The sequence below is a fragment of the Tatumella sp. UCD-D_suzukii genome, from assembly GCF_000611875.2.
Classification (GTDB): Bacteria; Pseudomonadota; Gammaproteobacteria; order Enterobacterales; family Enterobacteriaceae; genus Tatumella; species Tatumella ptyseos.
Window position 1 is genome coordinate 24,776 of the sequence record NZ_JFJX01000072.1, and the last position, 25,816, is coordinate 50,591.

Consider the following 25,816-nt stretch of genomic DNA (forward strand, 5'->3'; position numbering starts at 1 on the left):
CTGACTCCCTGTCGGGTAAAAAACGGCCCCGTCAGCAATGGCGGGGCCGTTTTGTTTCAGGCGGTGATACGTGAGGTCATCAGTTCAGTGCGTAGGCAATCACATAATCACCCACATTGGTTCGCATAAAGTGATGCCCGCCCGCCATAATCACCAGATACTGTTTACCCCCCACAGAATAAGTCATCGGTGTGGCCTGGCCTCCGGCAGGTAACGTATCGCTCCAGACTTCTTTACCGGTGTTACTGTCGTAAGCCCGGATCTTGTTATCGGTGGTGGCCGCCACAAAGGTCAGTCCGCCTGCCGTAATGACAGGACCGCCATTATTCGGTGTACCGATGTTGATCGGTAATTCGGTAGGCAGACCAAACGGACCGTTCTTCTCAGCACTGCCCAGCGGGTGCTGCCAGAGCACCTTCTGTGTATGCATATTGATCGCGGTGATCATGCCATAAGGGGGTTCGTTGCACAGCATGCCGGTCAGCGGTGCGAAGAACGGGGAGACATTAATCCCGTAAGGTGTATCCGCCATCGCGCCGTTACCCTCCGCACCCCCGCCACCAGGCTTATAGGCCGGTGAATCGATAGAAATCAGTCCCTGTTTGTCGGCTTCTTTCCTGCTGACCAGCTGGTCATACATCGGGGTATTGTTCCAGTTTGCGATAAGTAAACCGGTCTGCGGATCATAGGCCACACTGCCCCAATCGCTGCCGCCGTTATAACCGGGATATTCAATCCAGGGTTTGGTGATCGACGGCGGGGTAAATTCACCGACATAATTGGCTTGTCTGAATTTAATCCGGCAGGCCAGCTGATCAAACAGCGATATCCCCCACATTTTGGCTTCGGTCAGCGGTTTCATCCCCAGGCGAGGCATATCCACAGACCAGGGTTGCGTCGGACTGCGCGGGTCGCCCGGGATCACTCCGGCAGGTGCCGGTTTTTCTTCCGTTTTACTTAACGGCTGACCGGTGGCCCGGTTGAGGATAAATGTCTGTCCCCGTTTGGTCGGCACGATCATGGCGGGAATGCTCTGACCCTTTGTGCCAGGGAAGTCAAACAGGGTGGGTTGTGAACCGATATCGTAGTCCCAGACATCTTTGTGTACGGTCTGGAATACCCATTTCTCAGCACCTGTTTTAACGTCCAGCGCCACGATAGCAGAAGACACACGGTTCTCGTTCGGTGAACGCAGCGCACTGTAGTAATCGGCGGCGGAGTTACCGGTAGGGACATAGACCAGACCCAGTTTATCGTCACCGGTCATGGCGGCCCAGGAGTTCGGGGTGCCGCGGCTGTAATAGTGATCACCTGTCGGTTCGCTGTGCACTCCCGGGTTATTGACATCCCATGCCCATTTGAACTTACCGGTTTCTGCATCATATCCCCGGATCACCCCGGAAGGGGCCCAGCGACGCTGCCCGTCCAGCACTTCGTGGTTCACAATAATCACACCATCGACGATGGGTACCGGTGCCGTAACGGCGACGAACCCGGGCACAGTATGCCCCAGGCCGGTTAACAGGTTAGTCTGGCCGTGATCACCAAACTGCTGACATGACTCGCCGGTCCGGGCATCCACTGCAATCAGACGTTCATCAAGGGTACCGACGATCAGGCGGTTATGGCATGCCTGGCCTTCCGGAACCACATGAGAGGTATACCAGGTCAGACTTTTGCAGGCCGCGGTATACGGAATACTTTCATATTTGACGCCACTGTCATGCTTCCAGATTTGTTTCCCGGTGGCGGCATCCAGCTTGATAATATTATTGCGCGCTGAACACACATAAACGGCATTGCCGACCTTGATCGGGGTATTTTCTGCGGCCCATTTGTTGACCTGACCGGGTTGTGGCAGGTCACCGGTGCGGTAAGTCCATACCCGTTTCAGTTGGCTGACATTACTGGTGTTGATCTGACTCAGCGGAGAAAAACGTGTGGCATGAGTATCCCGGCCGTAATAGGTCCAGTCGCTGTCAGGCTGAGTGACCGTCGGAGGATTATCCTGGCGGGCCAGAGGCGAATCCGGCGGGGGTGCCGAAGAACGATAGGTGTGAAACGGCACGAAAGCCATGCCAAAGGCCGCGATGAAAATAACCACGAACAGCCCCGTCAGACCACGGCTCAGGCCTTTTTTACGACCACCATTTAGCGACGGGAGGGCCAGAGACAATAAAAACCCGAGTACGGTCAGTAAAGACAGTCGCGGTACCCAGCCCCAGTAATCGCTGCCACTTTCGTACAGTGTCCATAACACTGAAGCCACATACAGCACAAAAAACAGCCCGATCCCTGAGCGCCTGCCTTTAAACAGCAGTACAGAGGATATCAGCAGCACAATCCCGGCGAGCAGATAGTACCAGGACCCGGACAGAGAGATTAAATAACCGCCGCCAAAAATGAGCGGAAGGGCACAGAGGAACAGGATAACCGCCATTATCCTGACAAATAATGGTACTTTTTTCATTAGTACATCCCCGATACGCAGAAGACTTTCTGCCTTTGGTAAAGAAATGTCTTTCAGGTTAATGTTATGTTAATTATTAGTTCATTTAATGTAACCTTTCAAATAATGATCTCACTTATTTTCATCAGGTAATCATGAAATGGCGGGGTACATCCGACAGAAGGGTTTGCATGGGAAGGGGTTATACACCGGCCACAGGTCCGGCGAGAGAATGAAATAAAAGAGATGGGATTTTAGAGGGTTACGAAGAAAAAATGTGGCTCCGGCGGGTTTTCCCGGGGGGATGCCGATGGCCCCATGTGACCTCACCATACGGACAAATATCCCGGGGAGGCCGGTGCCGGTGAACGAAGAGTGCTCTGTTAGTTTTTCCGGACAGACGAGTCAGTTGCCGCAGGACGGATACCGGTGAGGGTCGGCATCACCTGTTTGATCATGGCAAGAAAATGGCGCATCCTGGCCGGATAATAGCTGGCCCACGGATAGGTCAGCCAGACCGGTAACGCTGTGGCCTGCCATTCAGGCAGCGGTTCCTGCAGGCGGCCAGCGGCCAGATCATCTTCTGTCACCCAGGAGGAAATCAGCCCGACGCCCAACCCTGAAAGTGCCGCTTTATGTATGGCGTAGATACTGTCACTGCTCAGACGGGGATGAATAGTGATGGTCTGGCTGATACCGGTATGTACATTCTTCAGTGTGACCTCGGTGCGATAAAAGGTGCTGAGCGACAGCCAGGGAAGGGCTGCCAGTTCGGGGAGTGTCTTTAGTTCCGGAGCAAGGGCTAACAGGTCCGGAGTCGCAACGATACGTCGCGGAACTTCGGCAATCTGTATCGCCACCAGTCCCGGATCACTGGGCGCGCCTACCTGAATAGCACAATCGATGTTTTCGGCGACGAAATCCGGTGTCCGGTCATTCAGCATCCACTCGATATTCAGCTCCGGGGAGTGCTTCAGCCAGCGCACCAGTGGCCCGATCAGTTGATCCTGACCGAAAGCATGCGGAGCGCGTACCCGTAAGGTACCGACCGGTTCATCGCGGGTCTGGGTCAGATCATCTTCCAGGGCATGCCAGTTACCGACCAGTTGTCCGGCATGGCGATAGCAACGCTCCCCGTCATCCGTTAATTTCAGGGCATGAGTGGTTCGCAGGATCAGTTTCTGGCCAAGCATGTTTTCCAGGGCCTGAAGTCGCCGGCTGATGGTCGGCTGGCTGACACCTAGCTGCCGTGCCGTGGCCGACAGACTGCCACTTTCAACGATCCGGATAAAGGTTTGCATCAGTTCAATGCGGTCGATGCTTCCCGCGGGGATTATTTTCATACGCTACAGGTATAACAGTTCTTCTTTATTTACGTCTACCATGTATTACCTGTTTCAGGTCTACTGAGCGCAACTCAGAGACGGAGAAACTATCATGTCAGCAATTGAGCAGACCATGAACGAACAGAAATTATCAGCACCGCTGCTGTTTACCCTGGCCACCGGTGCAGGGTTGAGCGTTGCTGCCATTTATTACAGTCAGCCCCTGCTGGGGATTATGGGGAAGCAGTTTAACGCCACTACAGCTCAGTCAGGTCTGATCCCGATGCTGACCCAGATAGGATATGCCCTGGGGATCCTGTTACTGACACCGCTGGGCGATCGGTTTGATCGCCGCAAACTGATCGCCCTGAAAGGCCTGATGCTGGTACTGGCATTAGTGCTGTGCGGAATAGCCCCCGGGCTGAATTTATTGCTGGTTGCCAGTCTGCTGACCGGCCTGGCCGCCACGGTCGCACAGGATATTGTTCCGGCATCGGCGGCTCTGGCCCCGGAACAGAGTCGCGGAAAAACGGTGGGAACGGTAATGACCGGACTACTGACCGGCATATTATTGTCACGGGTGGTCAGCGGGGTGATTGGTGAGTACCTGGGCTGGCGCAGTCTGTATTTCCTGGCAGCGTTTTCGGTCTTACTGATCACCCTGGCATTGTGGCGGAGACTGCCGGCGTTCCGGCCGGCGGCGCCGGTGCCGTGGACAACACTGATGCGTTCGCTGTGGCACCTGTGGCATGAGCATACTACTTTGCGCCGGGCCGCCATTGCTCAGGGCCTGTTATCGGTGGCCTTCAGTGCCTTCTGGTCAACGCTGGCGCTGATGCTGTATCAGGATTTTCATCTGGACAGTGCGGTTGCCGGGGCATTCGGGCTGGCCGGTGCCGCCGGGGCTTTAGCTGCACCACTGGCAGGAGGGATGGCCGATAAAATGGGTCCGGCCCGGGTCACACAGTTGGGGGCAGGTCTGGTGATTGTGGCTTTCGCTATCATGCTACTGATGCCGTTTCTGCCGGCTCACGGACAACTGGGCCTGGTTATCCTGAGTGCGGTGATCTTTGACCTGGGGATCCAGGCCTCGCTGGTGGCTCACCAGACGCTGGTCTTCCGGCTGGTGCCTGAAGCCCGAAGCCGCCTGAATGCTCTGCTGTTTACTGTGGTGTTTATTGGTATGGCCGCAGGTTCTGCACTGGGAAGCCTGGCACTGACTCACGATGGCTGGAACGGCGTGGTCGTGGTGTCCATCGTGGCCGCGATAGCCGCGTTAATCGTACGCTTGTGCAGTCGTCATTTGCATAATTAAACCTGTCGCCGGGGCGGTTCAATACCGCCCCGGCCAGTCCTTTCCTGCGTCGACCTCGTCCTTATTTGCTATAAATGCAAATGCTTATCATTTGATTTACTGTTTGCCGGCCTCAGTGCTACTATGTTCCCTTGTCCCTAAATTGCAGAAACGTCCTGCCCTGGCCGACCCCTTAATACCTATGGATCACATACTTTCTGAACCCGGTGAACAGTCATTCTCTGTGGCGGATTTTCTCGAATTTGGTCACCGGTACGCGATTGATTACCGTTTTCCGGCAACGGATGAACAGACGGCTGTGGTGCGCGGAAAGGTAGAAGAGTGGCAACTGGCGTCCGGCCTGAACGTCACTCACTCTGACTTACACATTCTCCGGCCTTATGAGTCAACCTCCGCCGGGCATTCGCCACTGTTTTTGCTGGTGGTATTAGAAGGCTGTGTGGATTTACGCCTCAACGGCCGCCCCTTAAAGATTACGGCAGGAACAGTCTTAAGTACCAGGCTGGGGAAACAAGGCATTCTTCACGCCAGTCACCAGAAAGATCAGCGGCTGGTCACTGTCTCACTGGGCATTAATCCTTCTCAGTTTTCTGTGAACCCGTCGCGGGTCACACTGCCGGAAAGCTGGAGAAAGCATACCTCGCCCTGTGCCGTCTGGACGATGCCGGACCATATGATGATCAGCATGCGTTTTGCTATCAGCCGGCAGACACCGGCCATTGCCCGTGAACTGATGCTGGAGGGACTGATGCTTCAGCTACTGGGCCTTACGATGGATCAGCAGATCAGGAACGGCGTGCCGCGTATTCCGGCATTACCTGACGGCCATTACCGGCTGGAGGCTGTGCGTCAGTTACTGGAGTCCAGTCCGGAACAAAACCATACGCTGGATTCACTGGCAAAAACGGCGGCGATGAGCAGCAGTAGTCTGCGAACGAAGTTCCGTCAGGCTTATGGTGAGTCAGTGTTTAATTATCTGCGGGACTGCAGACTGGCGCTGGCCCGTCGTTATCTGTTGCAGGGATACAGTGTGCAGCAGGCGGCGTGGATGTCCGGTTATCAGCATGCCACCAACTTTGCGACCGCGTTCCGGCGTCGTTACGGGATTGCCCCCAGCGGCCTGAGCAGCGATCTCTCTTTCAGAGCCTGAAAAATGCCTTAAACCCGCCAGTTTTGTCGTTTGCCATACATAAACCGTCACCAGGCATAGCGGCTGACGTCATGAATACCGCAATAATAGCGCGCGAACAGTCAATAAAAAAAAGGTTGAGACGCTTTATGGCAAGGCAGATTACGGCAACACATTTCCGGTTACGTTTATGCGGGCTGGCAGTCAGCTCTGCATTAGCATTATCGCCCTCGTGGTGTGCGGCGGCGACAGACACTCTGGTGGTGACGGCCAGCGGAGGACAGGATCCACACAATGCTGTCGCACCTTATGTGAACAGTGCGACCAAATCGGCGGTTCCGGAGAGCCGTACGCCACAAACGATTGATTCGATCAGCCAGCAGGAAATTGCTCTGCGTCATGCGAATTCGCTGAACGAAATCCTGCGTTACGATGCCGGTGTTTCGACGGAGTTACGCGGGGCGACCACGTATATGAGCGAATATAAAATCCGTGGTTTTGATGCTGAGCATGAATATTATGACGGGCTGGAATTGCCCTATAACGTTTCCGGCAATACCAAAGCCTCCATTGACCCGATTCTGATTGATAAGGTCGATATCCTGAAAGGACCTTCATCGGTGCTGTATGGTAATGCCTCCCCCGGCGGGCTGGTGAATATCCAGGGTAAAAAGCCTCAGTCAGTACAAAGTACTGACGTTGGCTTCACCACCGGTAACCGCGGCCTGAAAGAAGGGTATATCGATTCTACCGGTCCGATTGCCGACAGTGACTGGGATTATCGCCTGATCGCCAAAGGCAGTGAAGGGAATGACCAGGCCGTGACCACGAAACATGAAAGCTATCTGATAGCGCCATCGGTCAGCTGGCAACCTGATGATCATACCCGCCTGACACTGGATGCCTTATATCAGGATCAGCCCAGTCTGACACCTTCCAACCCGCTGCCACTGGCCTATTTACGCAGTGGCTATGCCTCGCGCCGGGCTTATGCCGGTGACCGCTGGAATGGTTTCAGGCAGCGTGAAGGGATGCTGGGTTACAGTTTTGAACATCAGTTCGACAGTGGCTGGGGCGTGGTGCAGAAAGCCCGCTATTTCAGCGTGGACACCCATCAGCAAAGTATTTATGCCACCGGCACCGGCAGCAGTGATACTCAGCTTTCCCGCTTTGGTTATACGACTGACGAAGGGCTGAAAAGCATCAATATCGATAACCAGTTGACCCGGACCGTCCGTCTGGGGGAGTGGCAGCACCATCTTCTGGCAGGGTTTGACTACCAGCACCTTAGCTCGCATATGACCTACCGGTATGGGACCGCCTACCCGGGCATCGATATGCTCAGCCCCGACTACAGCCAGGTGACCAGCGATAACCTGGGGCTGTATACTGCCACTAATGACCGGCTGAGTTTCAACCAGCGCGGCTATTATCTGCAGGACCAGGTGGAATATGGTGCGCTGAATCTGATGGCGAGTCTGCGCTATGACGATTACCAGTCCGCCACCACGGACTATCTGAACGCCGGCAGTCAGCAGGCTATCGATCAGCATAAAGTGAGCAAACGCCTGGGCGCGTTGTATCAGTTCCGCAACGGTATCGCGCCTTACCTCAGTTATTCTGAAGGCTTCCTGCCGGTATCTCCGCAGGGAACGCTGACCGCCAGCCAGGCGAAAGCGACGACCAGTAAACAACTGGAAGGCGGGGTAAAATATTTATTACCTGACTACGCCACCACCGTCACGGCGTCCGTTTTCTCTATCAGAGAGAAAAATGTTCTGACCACGGACTATACCTACACTGCCGCCGGATTACTGAACTACCGCCAGACCGGTGAAGTGCAGTCGAAGGGGGCTGAGGTGAGCCTGGTCAGCCGTCCGCTGGATAATGTGAATATCATTGCGAATTATGCCTATACCCATGCCGTGAATACGAAAGACGCGCTTTATCAGGGGAAACGGGTGACTCAGGTGCCGGAAAACAGCGTTAACCTGTGGGGAGATTACACTTTCACCCATGGAACACTGAACGGCTTAATGCTGGGGGCCGGAGCGCGTTACTTCGGTAAGAGCGAGATAACCGCAGACAATTCCCTGCCCGCCCTGGGAGGAAATACGCAGTATGATGTGGCTGTCAGTTATGACATGGGCGTGCTGAGCTCATCGCTGAAAGGTCTGACCGTGAAAGCCGGTGCGCAGAACCTGACCAATAAGATGACCTATACCTGTTACAGCAGCAGCTATTGTTGGATAGGCCGTGATCGTACCTGGCAGGTCGGTGTTAACTATCATTTCTGATCCCGGCAGGCCCCCGGCGGAGTGAGGGTCGCGGGCCCCGCGAGACAGATGGCGGGGCCCGCCCGGCTTATTGCAGGGCGTACTTTTTCACTTTATCAAACAGTGTACTTTTGGCGATGCCCAGCGCCTCGGCAGCCTGCGAGATATTACCGTGATGCTTACTGAGCTCGGAGATGATCAAATCCTTTTCAAAGTGTTCAACCATCTGTGGCAGGCTCAGTACATGGTCAGAACCATGACGCCCGGCTTCCCCGGTCATCCCCAGCACGCAGCGTTCCGCTTCGTTACGCAGTTCACGTACATTACCGGGCCATGGCCAGGTCAGGTAATTCTGCATTTTGACGGTATCAATTTCCGGGATCTCCCGTCCGAAGGTGGTGGCCGCGACCCCGGAAAAATACTTAAATAACAGCGGAATATCTTCCCGACGCTCACGTAATGGCGGGATGGGCAGCTCAATGACATTCAGGCGGAAATTCAGGTCAGCACGGAATTCCCCCTGCTCAGCCAGTACGCCGAGGTCGGCTTTTGTCGCGCTGATCACCCGGATATCCACGGGAATGGACTGATTGGCACCCAGCCGCTCAATCTGCCGCTCCTGCAGGACACGCAGCAGTTTGATCTGCATCGCCATCGGCATACTTTCGATTTCATCGAGGAACAGCGTTCCCCCCTGGGCATATTCAATTTTACCGATACGCTTCTGGGTGGCTCCGGAAAAGGCCCCGCGCTCGTGACCAAAAATCTCGCTGTCAAACAGGGTCTCCGGCAGGCCACCACAGTTGAGGGCCACGAAATTACCCGGCCTGCCGCTCAGGTCATGAATACAGCGGGCGAGTAATTCTTTTCCTGTGCCGGTTTCACCATGGATCATGACATTGGCCGGGGTGGAAGCGATGTTTCTGACCATTTCCCGCAGTTCACACATGGGCTGGGCATGGCCGATAAAGCGGCTGTCCAGGTCACTGACATGCGCCAGTTGCTGACGTAATTGAGCCACTTCCAGCGTCAGCTTACGCTTCTCCAGCGCACGTCTGACCTGCTGGATCAGCACCTGGGGAGAAAAGGGTTTCGGTAAGAAGTCATAAGCGCCACTGCGCATGGCCTCTACCGCGGTCAGAATATCGCCATGCCCGGTGATCATGATAATCGGGATGGCAGGGTCGCTGGCCTGCATCTGTTGCAGGAAATCCATGCCGCTCAGTCCGGGCAGGCGCAGGTCGGTGATGATGACGCCGGTAAACGCGGGCGGAAGCATCTTTTTGGCTTCTTCTACCGAGCCGGCACCACTGGCAGTGATGCCTTCAATCTCCAGAGACTGAATACAACTGGTACGGACAGACTCATCATCTTCAATAATTAATACGTCATAGTCAGCCAATGAGATCCTCCTGCTGTTCAGGACTTAATTGTAGTCTGATAGTGAAACGTGCTCCGCCCTGACTCAGGTTGTCAGCACTCAGACTACCGTTGAAACCTTTGATAATATCTGCCGAAATGGCTAATCCCAGCCCGAGCCCGGTGGTTGTTTTGGTGGTAAAGAAGGGCTCGAAGATATGATCGATAATGTCATCAGAAAGGCCCGGGCCGTTATCGGTCACTTCAATAATGGCTTCGGAAAAGAAACGAAACAGACGAACACTGATGACCGGAGATTCGCGATTATCCAGCACATCAATGGCATTCGCCAGCAGGTTAATCAATACCTGTTCCAGCCGCAGCCCGTTACATTCCGCGTAAATCCCGGTCGACTGAACATCCTTATGGATGACGATATGTTTTTTCTCCAGCCGGTGCTTCAGCAGCATCAGGACATTGTCGATACACCGGCTCAGCCGGACCTGGCTGACACTCTCATCTGAAGGGCGGGCGAAGGAGCGTAACTGGCCGGTCAGCGAGCCGATGCGCTCTACCAGAGCAGTAATCCGCAGCAGGTTATCCTGTGTTGCTTGCAAATTTCCGCGTTGCAGGAAAATGATCGTATTCTCTGAATAGGCCCGGATAGCGGCCAGAGGCTGATTAATCTCATGGGCCAGGCCTGCAGATAACTGGCCAATGACCGCCAGTTTCTCGGTACGGATCAGCTCTTTCTGCAGGTTTCGTTCCCGTTCTTCAAACCCGAGCCGCTCGCTGATTTCTTTCTCCAGCTCAATATTTTTATTCTGCAGTTCGCGGCTTCTTTCGGCGACCAGGACTTCTAACTGACCGTAGGCATTGCGGATAGCGTCATTATTCTCGGCAATTTTCCTCACCAATTTCATCCGTTGACTGACCAGATACCCAAAGAAAATAATTGAGGTCAGAATACTGTCCAGTAACGCAATACGCAGCCAGACATTGCGGAAGACCGGCGAGGCTGAAGCCATTCCGGTTAAGTACATGGACGTTCCGGGAATATCAGCACGGGCGGTGATAAAGGTCTCACCGCGGACAGACATTAACCGGAGATCGTCTCCGCAGATGCTCACGCGGATATCCGGCAAAGGCGTGATTTTATATCCCCCGAACTGGCGGGTATTTTCCACGGCCCGCAGAGAGTCGGCACCGGTTTCGGAAAAGGTGTGATATTTCCAGCCCGGAATATTGGAGGAGATAATAATTCCTGCGGCATCAGAAAGCGCAAGTGGCTCGCTGAGAGGAGCATCCGGAATAAACAGATGATCCATATTAATTTTTAATGCCAGTAGTCCGATATTTTTCCCCGCGACTGACATGCGGGTAGAAAGATAATATCCCGGCATATTTTGTGTAGTCCCGACGGCATAAAAGGCCATCACCTGCCCGGTAACCGCCTGGCTGAAGTAGGGACGGAAAGTAATATCATGACCCCGCAACGCATTCGGGCCGGACGTCTGTTCCGACGCGACGATGATCCCTGACTGAGAGGCAAGAAAAACCTGGTCAGCACCAATCGCATGACTGATATTTTTGAGTTTCTGGCTGATATTTTCATAGGGGTAATTCTGCGGAGACAGCAGATAATTTTGCAGGTCACTGTCCATGGCCAGTGTCAGTGGCAAATAACGGTATTTATCGAGATTACGTTCAAAGGTATTAATTTTCCGCTGAAGACTGCGGTGAATATCGGATTGAGCCTGACCCAGTAACCGGGGAACGAGGTAATGATAGCTGAGCAGATTGGCGGCTAAAACAAAGAAGATAAGACAAACTGCCAGTAGCAGACTTTTACGAGAGAAATTAAAAAAACTATTACCTTGCGATGTGTTGTTTTCTTCCTGAACCATAACCTCTTGTCCTGCATCTTTTATTTTTTTGCCGGATCCGACCGCCGGGCAGAGACCGGCGGTCGGGAACTGAGGAGTGTTTCAGACGTCCCGGATAGCTGTCAGTAAATATTGATCAATACAATAGTCAGTACCGCCATCACCAGACGCGATACGGCGTATCCGACGGTATATCCGATAGCGGGTACGGAGCTTTTCGCTGCATCCTGAATTGCCCCTAATGCCGCTGTGGTTGAACGTGCACCGGCACAGACACCGAACAGGATCCCCGGATGGAAACGGAACACGTAGCGTCCTAATAACAGCCCTACAATCAGTGGAACCATTGTAACAATAATCCCACAGATAAATAAGGGGAGCCCGTAATGTTTCAGTCCGCCGATAAAGCCGGAAGCGGCATTAATACCGACAATGGCAATAAATCCGTTCAGGCCCAGATTGTTTAATAACCAGATAGCCGGGTTCGCGATTTTACCGAAGGTCCGTTTGACTGAACGGATATAACCACAAATCACCCCGGCAACAATGGCACCGACATTGGTTCCCAGGCTCAGAGGAATACCACCGACATGAATGGTGATAGCCCCTACCAGGCAACCAATGGCAATCCCGGCACACATAAACATTAAATCTGAACTGTTGCTGTTACGGTCAGCATAGCCGGTTTTCACCGCCAGAGCTGCCACATCTTTACCTTCACCTTTGACGGTCAGGACATCACCTGTTTTCAACGGTCTGTCCATATCCAGCGGCAGCGTTTCATCCGCACGGCTCATGGATAACAGGAAGATACCGTGGCCCGGGCGATTAAATTCGCTGTAGACCAGGTCGCCCAGCGTTCTGCCTCGGGTGGCGGCTTTACTCAGGACGATATCCACTTTTTCGGTGGCAAAGTTCAGTAAGTTAACGTCGGCACTTTCCGGTCCGATTAATGACTGGCTGGCAACGATATCTTCCAGACGACCGGAGGCAATAATCTCCGCACCTTCAGTCAGGAGGGTATCGGCTTCACACTGAGTGACCGCGCCTTCCGGTTGCATACGGATACGACGGATAAAGACTTTGTGACCCAGCATGTCTTCGGCTTCTGCGACAGTTTTTCCTACGAAATCAGGGTTTCTGACATTCAGTGCGCGGGCAACATGGCTGATGTAGGCCGAATCTTTAACTTCCTGCGAACCGCCGTGGGTTTTTTCATAGTCGCGGCAGGCCTGAGGCAGATCGATTTTCATCAGTTTCGGACCAAGAGTGGCCAGGAACCAGGCTGAACCTGCGGTACCGAACGGATAGGTCACGGCGTAGGCGACAGGGAGTAATGCGGCAGCCGCGGCAGCATTCTGAGACATCACGCTGGAGGCGACGCCCAGCACGGTGGAGTTAGTATATCCCCCGGATAACAGCCCGGCGGTCAATGCAGTGTCGTAATGGAAGATTTTACCCAGGGCGAAAGCGGTTCCCAGGCCGGTTAAGCAAATAATAACGGTGAAAATAACCTGAGGTAATCCGTCGCTTTTTAATGCACGGATAAATTCAGGGCCTACGGCATAACCGACGGCGAATAAAAACATATCAAAGAACGTGGATTGCATGACCGGAGAAATATGCAGGCCCAGCTGACCAATCAGCAGGCCGGCAATTAATGTACTGGTGACCACGCCGAGACTAAATTTTTTAATTGTAAATGTGCCGAACCATGCCCCTAATGCCAGAGTCAGATATATCGCAATATCCGGATTCTCACGCAGAGTGGAAATTAAGAAGTTCATGATTTTCTCCTGAAGGAAAAAAGCGGGGCGGCTCGCGCCCCGAAAAGACAATCCCTGAAATAAATCTGAATGAGTAATTAGTACTGCGGGTTATAAAGTTTTTCTTCGATCCAGCTACGGATATTTTCCGGACGTTCAGCCTGCGCCAGGCCATTGTCGAACATATATTCGGCAATTTTCACTGCGGTAGTAATTTCTGTTTCCAGAATGTTGTGCTGGCTTGGGTAGAGCATGCCTTTTTTCTGCATGTCAGCAGTGACCTGATTTGCGGTGGCATGGGCTGCAACAATAAAGCACTCATCGTCTAACAGCAGTGGTCGGGCAGCGTAAGTTGCCAGGCCAATCGCAGGATAGATGTAGAAGTTGTTGGCCTGACCTGGCAGGAAGGTTTTACCGTTCATTTCAAATTCAGGGAACTGAACACCGGCAGCAAACAGAGCTTTACCTTTTGACCAGGTGTAGGCTTGTTCTGCAGTACATTCGACTTTACTGGTTGGGTTGGACAGGGCAAAAATAATCGGACGTTCATTAATTTCACTCATTTTTTCAACCACCGCCTGAGTAAAGGCACCGGCACTGGTACTGACACCAAACAGAATTGTCGGTTTAAAATCATTGATGACTTTAACCAAATCCCGGGTAGGTTCGGCATTCAGTGCGAATTTCTGTTGTTCAGGGCTCAGATCGTCACGGGAAGTTTCAATCAGACCATTGATGTCCATATAGGCCACACGGGAGCGGGCTTCTTCCTCTGACAGACCCAGGTCGCGCAGTTCTGAACAAATCAGTTTACCGATACCGATACCGGCTGAACCTGCTCCGTAGAAAAGAATGCGTTGTTCTTTCAGGTCTCCGCCTGTGATATTCATGGCACTGAAAACACCGGCTAATGCGACGCTGGCAGTTCCCTGAATATCATCGTTGTAGCACAGGACTTTATCTTTGTAGCGATCCAGATAGCGGATAGCATCGGTGCCTTTCCAGTCTTCGAAATGGATGCAGCAGCCAGGGAATACAGTCTGTACAGCCTGAACAAACTCTTCGGTCAATTCATTCAGTTCTTCTTCACTTACCGGCGCTTCACGGGTACCCAGATACAGCGGATCGTTACGCAGTTTTTCGTTAGTGGTACCGATGTCGAATAATACCGGCAGCAGGCAGTCTGGTGGTACCGCAGCACAGGCAGTGTACAGCTGCAGTTTACCGATAGGGATGCCCATACCGTTCGCACCGATATCACCCAGGCCCAGAATACGACCACCGGTAGACACACAGATAAAGCGGACGTCTTTGACTGGCCAGTTTTTCAGGACTTCCGCCATACGGCCTTTCATGTGGCGGGTGATATACATACCGCGAGGACGGCGGTAAATATGACCGAATTCCAGGCAGGCATCAGCAACGATTGGATCGTACAGGATAGGGATGAAGCGCATAGGATCTGACATGACGGTTTTATAGAAAACCACTTCATTACGTTCTTCCAGGCCGATCAGATAGATGTAGCGTTCCAGATCATCCTTTTTGCTGTCCAGGTGATTGAGTACACGTTGTACCTGCAAATCCAGCGACTCAACAGAAGGAGGTAACAGACCTTCCAGTTTTTTGTTTTTACGTTCCTGGTCGTTAAAGGCAGTACCTTTGTTGTGTGCTGCATTATGCAGTAATTCGAGACCTGAAAGGGTAGTGGTTTCCATTGTCATGATATAGCTCCTGTAGATAAGGAATAAATCAATTAAGTAACTTGCTCGCTAATACTTATTGCAAGGGGTGTGCCAGTTTTTATTTAAAATTATCCCCATGAAAACAAAGGTTTTTTTATTTTTGGGCTTTTTTGCGGCGTGCGGAATTCCGGAAATAGGCAAGTAAATCCGGCTGGTTTCCCGACCGGGAGTTATTTTTGTACAGACCGAGGGGTTAAATTAATGTAGCCGGAAGACCCTATAGGTTAAATCAGGGGAGGCGTTTTTTAGCATTTTTTTAAGGTTACGTCCTGTCCGGAAAAATAGCATGACTTTGAGTTTCATCCGGACGACAGCTTTTATTCCGGCGGCTAAGTCACGTAATAAACAATTATTGCGTAATGGCGATTTTGTGAACGTCAGCCGGCGATCAACGCGCTTTCAGCAGTCCGTCGGCGTCGGTTTTGTCCGGTTTTCCGTCCCGTATCTGTTGCCGGCCAGGGAAACCTGGCGTGTCACCGGATTTCCGGTTTGCCGGAAGGTATCCGGAGTCCTGAGACCCGGTACTTATAAAGAAGAAGGGAAGCCGGATGGATAACACAGGATTGCGGAGCCGTAACGCAGGGCCGGCAGGCGGGGAACATGTAATGGCACAAAAATTCATGACCCGTAATATTCATCTCTGTTGTAATTATTTCCTGTTGAGCCCTCCGGCTTTCGGTCTTTTTTATACCGGCCCTATGGGTCAGACAGAGGGGTATTTCACCGGGCGATCATCTTTCTGCAGTGAGTAAAGCATTAAAGGAGTCAGAAGTAATGAAAATGAGCACGTCAAAGACACGGGCTAAACATATTCGTTTTCCGCATCAGATGCTCAGTGATATTCAGGAGTCTCTGAAACAAGAGAGCAGTGAAAATTTCTCCGCCTGGGTGATTGAAGCCTGTCGCATCAGACTCAGAAAACGTAACTGACAGACGTTCCGGTGATCCGGACAACGTCTGTTGCTGGCCCTGACGGGCCTTTTTTGTCTCTGTGATTTACCGCCCGGCACAGCGAATGGGCTCAGCGGAGTTCCCTGCCGGTATCCGTCTTTCCTGATATACCTTTAGTCTCTTTCACCGTCTCCCGGCTGCTGTGAGCCGGTCATACCGGTTACTCCGGGACCGGCCGGTCGGACGGTGTTCTGATGTGGCTCACAAAATACCCTCTGCAGATCCCGAAAACATGATGCACCTCGCTTTTCAGTATTAAAGTTGCATGAATGTTAAATTCTATTGCTACTTTATTTCTATTGCCTCTGTGTGAGGCAAAATATTTCTGAATGCCGGGCGCGGAGTCTCTGACGAAAAACGGGGCCTGCATGCAGGTAGTCAGGGGCCGAAATGCGGATGAGTCAGTGAGCAATGACGGGGGTAGCACTGTGTTAACCATACTGGGCTTTGCGATGGTTGTCTGCTTTATGTATCTGATCATGACCAAACGGATGTCGGCGCTGATTGCCCTGATCATTGTACCGACAGTGTTTGCCCTGGCGGGCGGCTTTTATCACGGCCTGGGAGAGATGATGCTCAGTGGTGTGAAGGCGCTGGCACCGACCGGGGTGATGCTGACTTTTTCGATCCTTTATTTCGGCCTGATGATCGATGCCGGGCTGTTTGATCCGCTGGTGCGTTTTATCCTGAAGATCGTTCGCGGGGATCCTCTCAAAGTTCTGATGGGGACTGCCATCCTGACGTTGCTGGTTTCGCTGGACGGTGACAGTTCTACTACCTATATGATAGCGATTGCCGCGTTTCTTCCGCTGTACCGCAAGCTCGGTATCAATATTCTGGCGATGACCTGCCTGGTCAACCTGGCCAGCGGAATTATGAACCTTTCTCCCTGGGGCGGACCGACGGCCCGTGCCGCCGCCGCGTTACGGATTGATGCACTGGATATTTTCATTCCGATGATCCCGGCGATGTTACTGGCTTGTGTGACTCTGGTGGGTGTGGCCATCGGGTTCGGTCTTCGTGAACGGCGGAGAACGGGCGTACTTCAGGCCGAAGCCCATGACTATGACGTGATCAGCCTGGGGGCCGGCGATGAGAAAGAGTGCGAGGCCAACCGTCGTCCGAAAATGTTCTGGCCAAACTTTATCCTGACCACCGTATTGCTTGTGCTGCTGGTGATGGGGGCATTACCGATCCAGATCCTGTTTATGCTGGCGTTTGCTGTGGCCGCGATGCTGAATTACCCGTCCCTGAGCCAGCAGAAAGAACGGATTGGTGCATATGCCGGGAACGTGCTGGCGGTCACCTCATTAATCTTTGCTGCCGGCATTTTTACCGGCATCCTGTCCGGTACCGGAATGGTGGATGCGATGGCGAAAAGTCTGCTGGCCGTCATCCCTCATAGTTTTGGTCCTTATCTGGCGGTATTCACGGCTATCGTCAGCCTGCCTTTTACCTTTTTTATGTCTAATGATGCGTTCTATTTCGGGATCTTACCGGTCATCGCGCAGACGGCCGCAGGCTATGGTATTTCTCCGGCGGAGATAGCCCGGGCTTCCATTGTTGGTCAGCCGTTCCATCTGCTGAGCCCGCTGGTTCCCTCGCTTTATCTGCTGGTGGGGCTGGCGAAAGTGGATATCGGTGATCACCAACGGTTTTCGATCAAGTGGGGGATCCTTATCAGCCTCTCGTTGTTGATCGGCGGGATCCTGTTCGGGGCGATCCCGGTCTACCGCTGACCGATCCGGCGATCGTTAACCGAAGAGGGGTCAGACGGTTACCTTATATTTATGGACATATCAGGCTGGCACCTTCTGCACAGGGCCAGCCTTCTGCAACCTACCTGCCTGACCGGGCGTCAGCGCAGAACTGGCCTGCACCCTGCCATTACCGATGCCGGGCCCCGGAAAACCAGCCTGACAAGTCCGGGGCGGGCAGGTGATGGAGATCGAGGGTCGCGTTATCACGGCAGGGCCGGTCATCTGTTTTTCCTATAGGTTAGTTTTTCGATAACCAAAGGTTCAGTAATCGGGATTTAACTTACCTGACCGCTGATTGCACACTGTTCCTTATCACTGTTATGGGGAATGACTATGTCTGAATCTATCGATACTTCCGGCCTTAATTTGCAGTCGCACTGGATGCCGTTCAGTGCTAACCGTAACTTCCGGCGAGACCCTCGTTTTATTGTTTCCGCAAAAGACCGCTGGCTGACGGATGATAAAGGTCGTCAGTTATTCGATAGTCTGTCAGGGCTGTGGACCTGCGGCGCAGGCCATTGCCGGAGTGAAATCCAGGCTGCGGTCGCTAAGCAGCTGGGCTCTCTGGATTATGCACCGGCCTTTCAGTATGCCCATCCGTTTTCATTCCAATTGGCAGAAAAGATAGCGCAACGTATGCCGGGCGATCTCAACCATGTCTTTTTTACCGGTTCGGGGTCGGAGTCCGCCGATACGGCGGTCAAAATGGCCCGCGGCTACTGGCGTGCGAAGGGGTTACCGGCAAAAACCAAATTTATCGGCCGTGCCCGCGGGTACCACGGGGTCAATATTGCCGGGACCAGCCTGGGGGGCATTGGCGGTAACCGTAAAATGTTCGGACAGTTTATGGATGTGGATCATTTACCCCACACCTTGCAGACAGATCTGGCCTTTACTCCGGGACAAGCCACCACCGGCGGGGTGGAACTGGCCAATGAGATGCTGAAACTGATTGAGCTACACGATGCGTCTAACATTGCCGCGGTCATTGTCGAACCGCTTTCCGGCTCTGCGGGGGCGATTATCCCGCCACAGGGCTATCTGCAGCGGCTGAGAGAGATTTGTGACCAGCATAATATTCTGCTGATATTTGATGAGGTGATCACCGGTTTCGGGCGTATGGGGCGCTGGACAGGGGCTGAGTATTTTGGTGTGACGCCGGATATCCTGAACTTCGCAAAACAGATCACTAACGGTGCGATCCCGATGGGCGGTGTGGTTGCCCGTAGCGAAATCTATCAGACCTATATGTCCCAGCCCTTGCCGGAACATGCGGTTGAATTCGGCCACGGTTATACCTATTCAGGGCATCCTGTCGCCTGTGCTGCGGGGCTGGCCACCCTGGATCTGCTGGAAAAAGACGACCTGATCAGCCGCTCAGCAGAACTGGCACCGGTATTTGAGAAAACACTGCACAGCCTGCATGATTGCCCGAATGTCGTGGATATCCGTAACTGCGGGCTGGTGGGTGCCATTCAGCTGGCTCCCCGCGACGGCGATGCCGCCATCCGGCCTTTTGATGCCGGTATGGCACTCTGGAAAGCCGGTTTCTATGTGCGTTTCGGCGGAGACACGCTGCAATTCGGACCGATGTTTACCACGCAGCCTGAGGAGCTGGATCGGCTGTTTGATGCGGTGGGTGAATCCTTACACGGAATTGACTAAGTCCCGTCGGACACCACAAAAATTGTATCGGCCGGGCTTATGCCCGGCTTTTTTGATCTCGCTGGCCGGGCAAAAAGGAACGGGCGTTCAGAGGTATCCGGCAACTGTGCGGCCTGCGGGTATGAGAAGTGTTGGCAGTTTCTGACGGATATCAATGCCTGCAGATCCTTCTTCCGGGATCCGGATAGGGTACCCTGACTGGCGGATAGCTCAGTAAAAACCCACTTTTCAGTATACCGTTTAAACTCTGCGCTGAAATTCCTTTTGATTTAAACATCTGTAATGTTCTGAGATGAGCATATGACCTTTCAGGTGGCTAAATTCAGTGTGCCGCTACAGCTGAGTTTTAGCCATTGTCTGGCAGAGATCCTCCGGCTTGCCATGGCCCACGTCGGGGCCGTCCCGGGTATCTGAAACACTTCTGCAGGCTTAAGCCCCCTCCGGGACGCAAGTTGTAATATAAAAGAAAAAGCAGGCCAAAGACGTTAAAATATCCGCAAAAAATACCGCTCACCTTGAGCCTTTCGTGTTTACCGGGAGGGGGGTTTTTTCTTTATTTGCAGACTGAAAAAAATAGCTCTATGACACAGATATGGCCGGCAAAAAAACGGCCACTCCCTTATTTTTTCCTGATTATGGTGTCATATATGACACTTTGATATATATATGACAATGATAATGTCAAATTCGACAAGGTAAGGTTCATATATGACACTTTTTTCTGAGCGTATTTTTTCCACTCTGAATGAGGAGGAGCTAAGTATTGAACTGAAAAAGCGCATGAAAGAGCTTCAGATCAATTATGAGGATATGTCGTTACAGATTGGCGTATCACTCTCTACCTTTAAGCGAATGATTAACCGGCCATACCAGGCAAAGTATAGCCAGGTGGTCGATCTTGTTCGTGAGCTTGGGGGGGCAATTTGCATAGAAATGTAATGGTTTATCTGCACAGCACTCTGGCCGGCATGCTGACTCAGTCGGATAAAGGGTATACATTCAGCTATCAGCCTGATTATCAGGGCCGTGCAATATCGCTCAGTCTACCCCTGAATGGCGGGCCTTTTTTTTCTGAAGTCCTGCATCCCTTTTTTCAGGGACTCGCGCCCGAAGGATGGCTTAGAAAACGGTATTCGGAGATTCAACACCTTGATGAAAAAGACCTGCTCGGAATGCTGATTGCGAACAATCAGGACTTGCTCGGAGCGATTACCCTGGAGCTAAATAATGACGTATGAAAGGTGTCTGATAGGGCTTCATCCGTTGAAACAGAAAGAAAAAGCCGCAGGGCGATGTGTGAAAGAATCACAAGCCTTATTCGGTAAAGACAGTGATATATATCAGCTGCCATTTACCCGCAGTGATTTTGTCAGGACACAGCCCGCTAAGCAGAAGGGGATGAGTATCTCCGGCGTGCAGCCAAAACTATCTTTACGGATGAGTGATCAGGGCCAGCTTGAGGTTACACCCACCAGCGGGGAATATATTCTTAAGCCCTCCCCTGAGCAATTCCCGGGGCTGGCAGAAAATGAACATGCCATTATGTGCTGTATGAAGGAACTGGACTTTGATATTCCTGGTTTCGGGCTGATCCCATTCGCTGGAGAGGACGGGCAGGAGCGGGCTGAGCTGGCTTTTATTATCGAACGTTATGATCGCCATGGCAGCGTTAAAGTTCACCAGGAACAATTAGACGGTGCGATGTCCGTGAATGATAAATATGGCCTGAATGCCGTGGGGCAGCCAGCGATCAGCTATGAGCAGGCAGCACGCTTTCTGGTAACGAACGTGGATGGCTCACTGCAGTCGAAACGAGAAATTTTCAAACGGGTTGTTTGTGCTTATATGCTCGGAAATAACGACTTTCATCTGCGAAATATTGGTATTATTCACCCGGAAAATGGGCCTCTGTTACTTGCGCCGGTTTATGATTTTGTGAGTGTTGTGCCCTACCCGGAATCGTTCGGTTCGACTCTGGCCCTCCCGCTACTGGCGCGTGAAGAATGCGACCAGTCATTAGCTGACGGCCTGGACTCGGGTATTGGTGAATATATCGGGTATGACTTCCTGGAGTTTGCCCGTGGCATAGGACTGAATGAAAATCTTGCTAAGAAAGAGCTCGATAAGCTTCTGCTTGCACAAGAAAAAATCTTCGGGATCATCAACGACAGTTATATGTCAGATGAACATAAAGAAAAGGTCACTCAATATATTAACAGGCGGATGATGCTGCTTGATATGACAGATAAACCCTGATAATCCATCCTGTTGTAAATATGACCCAGGCTTCTTATCTCCGGACTGTCGGACGACCAGTCAAAACCGTATTTTCAGGGAGTTGATAACCGATTAAAAGTCCGGCTTCTGATTTTCCTGCTGAAGCCGCTCTTCAGGCTATATTCGGAGGCAGTCCGGCGGCGATTTTACAGGAGAAAAGATAATCTCGTTGGGTACGTTTGAACTCAGTCATTATCACGTTTTCCGTAATAGGGTCAGAAAGTGTTAACGCTATTCAGGGCGGGTCAATATCAATAAAAAAGCCCGTCGGTGACGGGCTTAATGCAGACATTAGCACCCGGGTGACCCGGATGCGGGCTGTGATCAGCGCATTGTCACAAATTCTTCTGCCCCGGTCGGGTGAATAGCGACGGTGTTATCAAAGTCTTTCTTGGTCGCGCCCATTTTCAGTGCGACCGCAAAGCCCTGCAACATTTCGTCCATACCAAAACCGATGCCATGAATACCGACGATTTTTTCTTCCGGACCGGCACACACCAGCTTCATACGGCAGGGCTGACGATGCTGTGTTACCGCGGTATACATGGCGGTGAAGGAGGAGGTATATACCTTCACGGCGTCGTCACCATACTGTTCACGGGCCTGAGGTTCGGATAAACCTACGGTGCCGATAGGCGGGTGACTGAAGACCACCGTCGGAATATTGCTGTAGTCCAGATGCTCGTCCGGTTTGTTGTTAAACAGACGTTCGGACAGACGACGACCCGCAGCGACTGCGACCGGTGTGAGTTCAACCGCTCCGGTATTATCGCCGACGGCATAGATGCCAGGCACGGAGGTGTTCTGGAATTTATCCACCACAATGTGCCCTTTATCGTTCAGTTCGACGCCGGTGACCGCCAGGTTCAGGTTATCCGTCGCCGGTTGACGGCCGATGGCCCAGACCAGGCAATCGACGGTGTAGCTGTCGCCGTTTTCCAGTGTCAGTGTCAGGCTGCCATCTGCATTTTTATCGACTTTCTGCGGCGTCGCATGGGTATGCAGGAGTGGCCCTTCGGCATTCATCACTTCGACCAGGGTTTCCGATAATAACGGATCAAACTGACGTAACGGTGACTGCTTACGAACAAACAGATGGGTCTCTGCCCCCAGGCCGTTGACCACGCCGGCAATCTCGACGGCAATATATCCGGCCCCGACCACGGCGACACGTTTTGGCAGTTCCTGCAGGTCAAAGAACCCGTCAGAATCAATACCATACTCAGCCCCCGGGATGTCCGGGTGGCTCGGACGTCCGCCGGTCGCAATCAGAATATGATCAGCGGTGATTTGCTCACCGTTAACTTCAACGGTATGGGCATCAATAAAGCGTGCAAACCCTTTGATAACGTCGACTTTATTTTTACCCAGAACATTGTCATAGGAATTGTGGATACGATCGATATAGGCCGTACGGCTTTTCACCAGCGTTGCCCAGTCGAAATGGTTTACGGTGGTATCGAAACCATAATCCGGACCATACAGCTTTATGGCTTCGGCGATCTGTGCAGCGTGCCACATGACCTTCTTAGGTACACAGCCGACGTTCACACAGGTGCCACCCAGCTCTTTTGCTTCAATCAGGGCACATTTCCTGCCATACATCGCTGCACGGTTAATGGATGCAATACCGCCACTGCCGCCGCCAATAGCAAGATAGTCATAATGTTTAGTCATTGAAAATGTCCGTCCGTTTCGGGTTGAGCAGAATGTTGTGCCTGGCTCAGGCCATCACCGGATAGCCGCAGGCAGTGTCTGCTGTACTGTATTTCATGCCGACCAGTGTAACGCGACTCCGGCAAATGCCGCAAAGTTTGCACCTATGGTTGTGATAGGATGCCCACTGGTCTGACTCAACTACCGGAAGCATAGCATGTACCTGACTTTTCTGGGCACCTGCGCAGGGGTTCCCAGCCTGCAACGTAATGTCACCGCCATCGCGCTGTCGCTGCCGCCGGGAGGTGACTGGCTGTTTGACTGCGGTGAAGCGACCCAGCACCAGTATATGCGCAGTGCGTTAAAGCCCGGCAAACTGGAAAAAATCTTTATCACGCATCTGCATGGGGATCATATCTTCGGATTGCCGGGCCTGCTGACCAGCCGGTCGATGGCCAGTATCAGCCAGCCGCTGACGATTTACGGCCCGCCGGGGATCAAAGCCTTCGTGGACAATGCACTGTCACTCAGCAGTTCCTGGGTGAGTTTCCCGATGGAAATCATAGAGATTGAAGCCGGCGTGGTGCTGGATGACGGTGAATATCGCGTCACTGCGTACCCGATGAACCATGTCGTACCCTGTCTGGGTTACCGTATTGAACAACACGATAAACCCGGCACACTGGATGCAGCCCGGCTGAAGGCCGACGGGATCCCTTCCGGTCCGTGGTTTCAGTTACTGAAACAGGGAAAAACCGTGACACTGGACGACGGACGTCAGATTGACGGCACCGCGTATCTGGGCCCTGCCGTGAAAGGCAAATCGGTCGCTATTTTCGGGGATACGGCACCGGCAGAAGCCAGTCTGAGCCTGGCGCGAGGGGTGGATGTGATGGTGCATGAAACCACGCTGGAAGCGGCTATGGCAGAGAAAGCCAACAGTCGGGGCCATTCAACCACGATACAGGCCGCACAGATAGCCCGCGATGCCGGGGCCGGTCGGCTGATTGCGACACACTTCAGCTCACGGTACGGGGCACAGGATATGCCCCGGTTACTGGCAGAGTGCCAGTCAGTGTTTACAGCCACCGGACTGGCACAGGATTTTGCCGTGGTCGAAATCTGAGAAATTACTCCGGGACCACCCAGTTCACCAGGGTGTGTCCGGTGCCGGCAGGCGAAAGTTGTTTGTGCAGCCACGGCAGCACCGCTTCCATTTCTGCCGCCAGCTTCCACGGGGGATTAATAACAATCATACCGGAGGCAGTCATACCGCGCTGGTCGCTGTCCGGACGTACCGCCAGTTCAATCTGCAGGATGCGCTTAATCCCGGTCGCCTGTAATTCGCTCAGCATACGTTTAATCTGCTGACGCAGAACGACCGGATACCAGAGAGCAAATACCCCGGTGGCAAAACGTTTGTAGCCTTCACGGATCCCGTCAACTACGGCCTGGTAATCGCTCTTCATCTCGTAGGGAGGGTCAATCAGGATCAGGCCCCGGCGCGCCGCCGGCGGCAGTTTTGCTTTCAGTTGCTGGTAACCATCGCCACGGGCAACGCGTGCGCGGTCATCTTTCAGAAATTCATTACGTAATAACGGATAATCTGTCGGATGCAGTTCGGTCAGTTCGATAGTGTCCTGCGCTCGTAACAGATGACGGGCAATCAGCGGGGAGCCAGGGTAATACTTCAGACGACCGGATGGATTCAGTGCACTGACCGCAGAAAGATACGGTTGCAGTTGCTCCGGGGCTTCCGGGTTTTGCCAGAGACGACCAATGCCTTCCATATACTCCCCGGTACGCTCCGCATGCTCACTGTTCAGTAAGTAGCGCCCGGCACCGGCGTGAGTATCCAGATAGAGAAACGGTTTCTCTTTTTCACTGAGTGACTGGATGATCAGGCTCTGAACGGTATGTTTTAACACATCCGCATGATTACCTGCGTGGAAACTATGACGATAGCTCAGCATGTCGTTAACCTTCTGATAAAAACTGTATTCTGTGAGGTGTAAACCCGGCTATCGTCACACCCTCACGGCAAAGACAAAGCAGGGTCTGCCAGGCAGTGCTCCTCTGTCGCGGGCGCAGAGTATAGCAGTATTGCCGGTAGCGCAGTAGCAACGCTCATGATTTATCCGTCCGGTTCAGCGAACCCGCGGGGAAGACGGGGATGTTTTACAAGGCGCTGAGAAGCGTTGCCTTTCGCATCCCCGTGGCCTGCTGATGGCGGATCATTGATTTTCTGTGTGCCAGC

19 protein-coding genes are annotated in these 25,816 nt (G+C 52.8%); 11 read left to right on the forward strand and 8 right to left on the reverse strand.

All coding sequences use genetic code 11. The features are described from left to right. Positions 1 to 79 precede the first annotated feature (79 nt). Positions 80 to 2,470, reverse strand: a complete 2,391-nt coding sequence (locus tag CG67_RS16715) for a membrane-bound PQQ-dependent dehydrogenase, glucose/quinate/shikimate family (protein WP_025904071.1) — start codon at positions 2,468 to 2,470, stop codon at positions 80 to 82. 362 nt (positions 2,471 to 2,832) lie between these two features. Beyond that, positions 2,833 to 3,792, reverse strand: a complete 960-nt coding sequence (locus tag CG67_RS16720; RefSeq protein WP_025904072.1) for a LysR family transcriptional regulator — start codon at positions 3,790 to 3,792, stop codon at positions 2,833 to 2,835. Between the two features lie 94 nt (positions 3,793 to 3,886). Between CG67_RS16720 and CG67_RS16725 the strand changes: the two genes are divergently transcribed. The 3 genes from CG67_RS16725 (at position 3,887) to CG67_RS16735 (ending at position 8,515) form a co-directional block, all read left to right on the forward strand. Beyond that, positions 3,887 to 5,089, forward strand: coding sequence for an MFS transporter (locus CG67_RS16725; RefSeq protein WP_025904073.1), 1,203 nt, complete (start codon positions 3,887 to 3,889; stop codon positions 5,087 to 5,089). 181 nt (positions 5,090 to 5,270) lie between these two features. Further along, positions 5,271 to 6,239 (forward strand): AraC family transcriptional regulator, encoded by a 969-nt coding sequence (locus CG67_RS16730; RefSeq protein ID WP_025904074.1) that lies wholly within the window; start codon positions 5,271 to 5,273, stop codon positions 6,237 to 6,239. A gap of 128 nt (positions 6,240 to 6,367) precedes the next feature. Then, a complete protein-coding gene (locus CG67_RS16735; protein WP_025904075.1) occupies positions 6,368 to 8,515 on the forward strand; it encodes a TonB-dependent siderophore receptor in 2,148 nt (715 codons plus the stop codon). A 67-nt stretch (positions 8,516 to 8,582) separates the two neighbouring features. Here CG67_RS16735 and CG67_RS16740 read toward each other — a convergent pair whose 3' ends face one another. The 4 genes from CG67_RS16740 to CG67_RS16755 all read right to left on the reverse strand — a co-directional run bounded on the left by CG67_RS16740 (position 8,583) and on the right by CG67_RS16755 (position 15,229). Next, on the reverse strand, positions 8,583 to 9,896 hold the full coding sequence (locus tag CG67_RS16740) for a sigma-54 dependent transcriptional regulator (RefSeq protein WP_152975081.1): 1,314 nt from the start codon (positions 9,894 to 9,896) through the stop codon (positions 8,583 to 8,585). Further along, positions 9,889 to 11,760: an ATP-binding protein gene (locus CG67_RS16745; RefSeq protein ID WP_025904077.1), complete on the reverse strand. Its 1,872-nt coding sequence runs from the start codon at positions 11,758 to 11,760 to the stop codon at positions 9,889 to 9,891. The genes CG67_RS16740 and CG67_RS16745 overlap by 8 nt, the downstream gene beginning before the upstream one ends. A 101-nt stretch (positions 11,761 to 11,861) precedes the next feature. After that, a complete protein-coding gene (locus CG67_RS16750) occupies positions 11,862 to 13,526 on the reverse strand; it encodes an aspartate:alanine exchanger family transporter (RefSeq protein ID WP_025904078.1) in 1,665 nt (554 codons plus the stop codon). Positions 13,527 to 13,603: 77 nt separating this feature from the next. Then, positions 13,604 to 15,229, reverse strand: a complete 1,626-nt coding sequence (locus CG67_RS16755) for an NAD-dependent malic enzyme (protein ID WP_025904079.1) — start codon at positions 15,227 to 15,229, stop codon at positions 13,604 to 13,606. A gap of 307 nt (positions 15,230 to 15,536) precedes the next feature. Here CG67_RS16755 and CG67_RS16760 point away from each other — a divergent pair, with 307 nt between their 5' ends. The 7 genes from CG67_RS16760 to CG67_RS16795 all read left to right on the forward strand — a co-directional run bounded on the left by CG67_RS16760 (position 15,537) and on the right by CG67_RS16795 (position 21,882). Continuing rightward, on the forward strand, positions 15,537 to 15,806 hold the full coding sequence (locus CG67_RS16760) for a hypothetical protein (RefSeq protein WP_025904080.1): 270 nt from the start codon (positions 15,537 to 15,539) through the stop codon (positions 15,804 to 15,806). A gap of 218 nt (positions 15,807 to 16,024) precedes the next feature. Beyond that, positions 16,025 to 16,180, forward strand: coding sequence for a YlcI/YnfO family protein (locus CG67_RS17765; RefSeq protein WP_071780125.1), 156 nt, complete (start codon positions 16,025 to 16,027; stop codon positions 16,178 to 16,180). Positions 16,181 to 16,629: 449 nt separating this feature from the next. Then, positions 16,630 to 17,940: a CitMHS family transporter gene (locus CG67_RS16770; protein WP_025904082.1), complete on the forward strand. Its 1,311-nt coding sequence runs from the start codon at positions 16,630 to 16,632 to the stop codon at positions 17,938 to 17,940. Between the two features lie 354 nt (positions 17,941 to 18,294). Further along, positions 18,295 to 19,626, forward strand: coding sequence for an aspartate aminotransferase family protein (locus tag CG67_RS16780; protein WP_025904084.1), 1,332 nt, complete (start codon positions 18,295 to 18,297; stop codon positions 19,624 to 19,626). A 708-nt stretch (positions 19,627 to 20,334) separates the two neighbouring features. Then, a complete protein-coding gene (locus CG67_RS16785; protein WP_025904085.1) occupies positions 20,335 to 20,565 on the forward strand; it encodes a transcriptional regulator in 231 nt (76 codons plus the stop codon). Further along, on the forward strand, positions 20,550 to 20,864 hold the full coding sequence (locus tag CG67_RS16790) for a HipA N-terminal domain-containing protein (RefSeq protein WP_025904086.1): 315 nt from the start codon (positions 20,550 to 20,552) through the stop codon (positions 20,862 to 20,864). The genes CG67_RS16785 and CG67_RS16790 overlap by 16 nt, the downstream gene beginning before the upstream one ends. Then, positions 20,854 to 21,882, forward strand: coding sequence for a type II toxin-antitoxin system HipA family toxin (locus CG67_RS16795; protein WP_025904087.1), 1,029 nt, complete (start codon positions 20,854 to 20,856; stop codon positions 21,880 to 21,882). Before CG67_RS16790 ends, CG67_RS16795 begins: the two co-directional genes overlap by 11 nt. Before the next feature lie 345 nt (positions 21,883 to 22,227). Here the strand turns inward: CG67_RS16795 and gorA are convergent, their stop codons facing one another. Beyond that, the gene (gorA, locus tag CG67_RS16800; RefSeq protein WP_025904088.1) at positions 22,228 to 23,580 is read right to left on the reverse strand and encodes a glutathione-disulfide reductase; all 1,353 of its coding nucleotides are present in this window, start codon (positions 23,578 to 23,580) and stop codon (positions 22,228 to 22,230) included. 196 nt (positions 23,581 to 23,776) lie between these two features. On the opposite strand from gorA, the gene rnz reads away from it, so the two are divergent. After that, entirely contained in the window at positions 23,777 to 24,685 is a 909-nt protein-coding gene (rnz, locus tag CG67_RS16805; protein ID WP_025904089.1) for a ribonuclease Z, read from the forward strand. A 4-nt stretch (positions 24,686 to 24,689) separates the two neighbouring features. Here rnz and CG67_RS16810 read toward each other — a convergent pair whose 3' ends face one another. After that, complete coding sequence (locus CG67_RS16810) at positions 24,690 to 25,532, reverse strand: 23S rRNA (adenine(2030)-N(6))-methyltransferase RlmJ (RefSeq protein WP_025904090.1); 843 nt, start codon at positions 25,530 to 25,532, stop codon at positions 24,690 to 24,692. Positions 25,533 to 25,816: the final 284 nt, after the last annotated feature.

Bases quoted from the DNA above. Each gene is read 5' to 3' on its own strand.
- CG67_RS16715 (WP_025904071.1), bottom strand. From the start codon at position 2,470: ATGAAAAAAGTACCATTATTTGTCAGGATAATGGCGGTTATCCTGTTC.
- CG67_RS16720 (WP_025904072.1), bottom strand. From the start codon at position 3,792: ATGAAAATAATCCCCGCGGGAAGCATCGACCGCATTGAACTGATGCAA.
- CG67_RS16725 (WP_025904073.1), top strand. From the start codon at position 3,887: ATGTCAGCAATTGAGCAGACCATGAACGAACAGAAATTATCAGCACCG.
- CG67_RS16730 (WP_025904074.1), top strand. From the start codon at position 5,271: ATGGATCACATACTTTCTGAACCCGGTGAACAGTCATTCTCTGTGGCG.
- CG67_RS16735 (WP_025904075.1), top strand. From the start codon at position 6,368: ATGGCAAGGCAGATTACGGCAACACATTTCCGGTTACGTTTATGCGGG.
- CG67_RS16745 (WP_025904077.1), bottom strand. From the start codon at position 11,760: ATGGTTCAGGAAGAAAACAACACATCGCAAGGTAATAGTTTTTTTAAT.
- CG67_RS16750 (WP_025904078.1), bottom strand. From the start codon at position 13,526: ATGAACTTCTTAATTTCCACTCTGCGTGAGAATCCGGATATTGCGATA.
- CG67_RS16755 (WP_025904079.1), bottom strand. From the start codon at position 15,229: ATGACAATGGAAACCACTACCCTTTCAGGTCTCGAATTACTGCATAAT.
- CG67_RS16760 (WP_025904080.1), top strand. From the start codon at position 15,537: ATGACTTTGAGTTTCATCCGGACGACAGCTTTTATTCCGGCGGCTAAG.
- CG67_RS17765 (WP_071780125.1), top strand. From the start codon at position 16,025: ATGAAAATGAGCACGTCAAAGACACGGGCTAAACATATTCGTTTTCCG.
- CG67_RS16780 (WP_025904084.1), top strand. From the start codon at position 18,295: ATGTCTGAATCTATCGATACTTCCGGCCTTAATTTGCAGTCGCACTGG.
- CG67_RS16785 (WP_025904085.1), top strand. From the start codon at position 20,335: ATGACACTTTTTTCTGAGCGTATTTTTTCCACTCTGAATGAGGAGGAG.
- CG67_RS16795 (WP_025904087.1), top strand. From the start codon at position 20,854: ATGACGTATGAAAGGTGTCTGATAGGGCTTCATCCGTTGAAACAGAAA.
- gorA (WP_025904088.1), bottom strand. From the start codon at position 23,580: ATGACTAAACATTATGACTATCTTGCTATTGGCGGCGGCAGTGGCGGT.
- rnz (WP_025904089.1), top strand. From the start codon at position 23,777: ATGTACCTGACTTTTCTGGGCACCTGCGCAGGGGTTCCCAGCCTGCAA.
- CG67_RS16810 (WP_025904090.1), bottom strand. From the start codon at position 25,532: ATGCTGAGCTATCGTCATAGTTTCCACGCAGGTAATCATGCGGATGTG.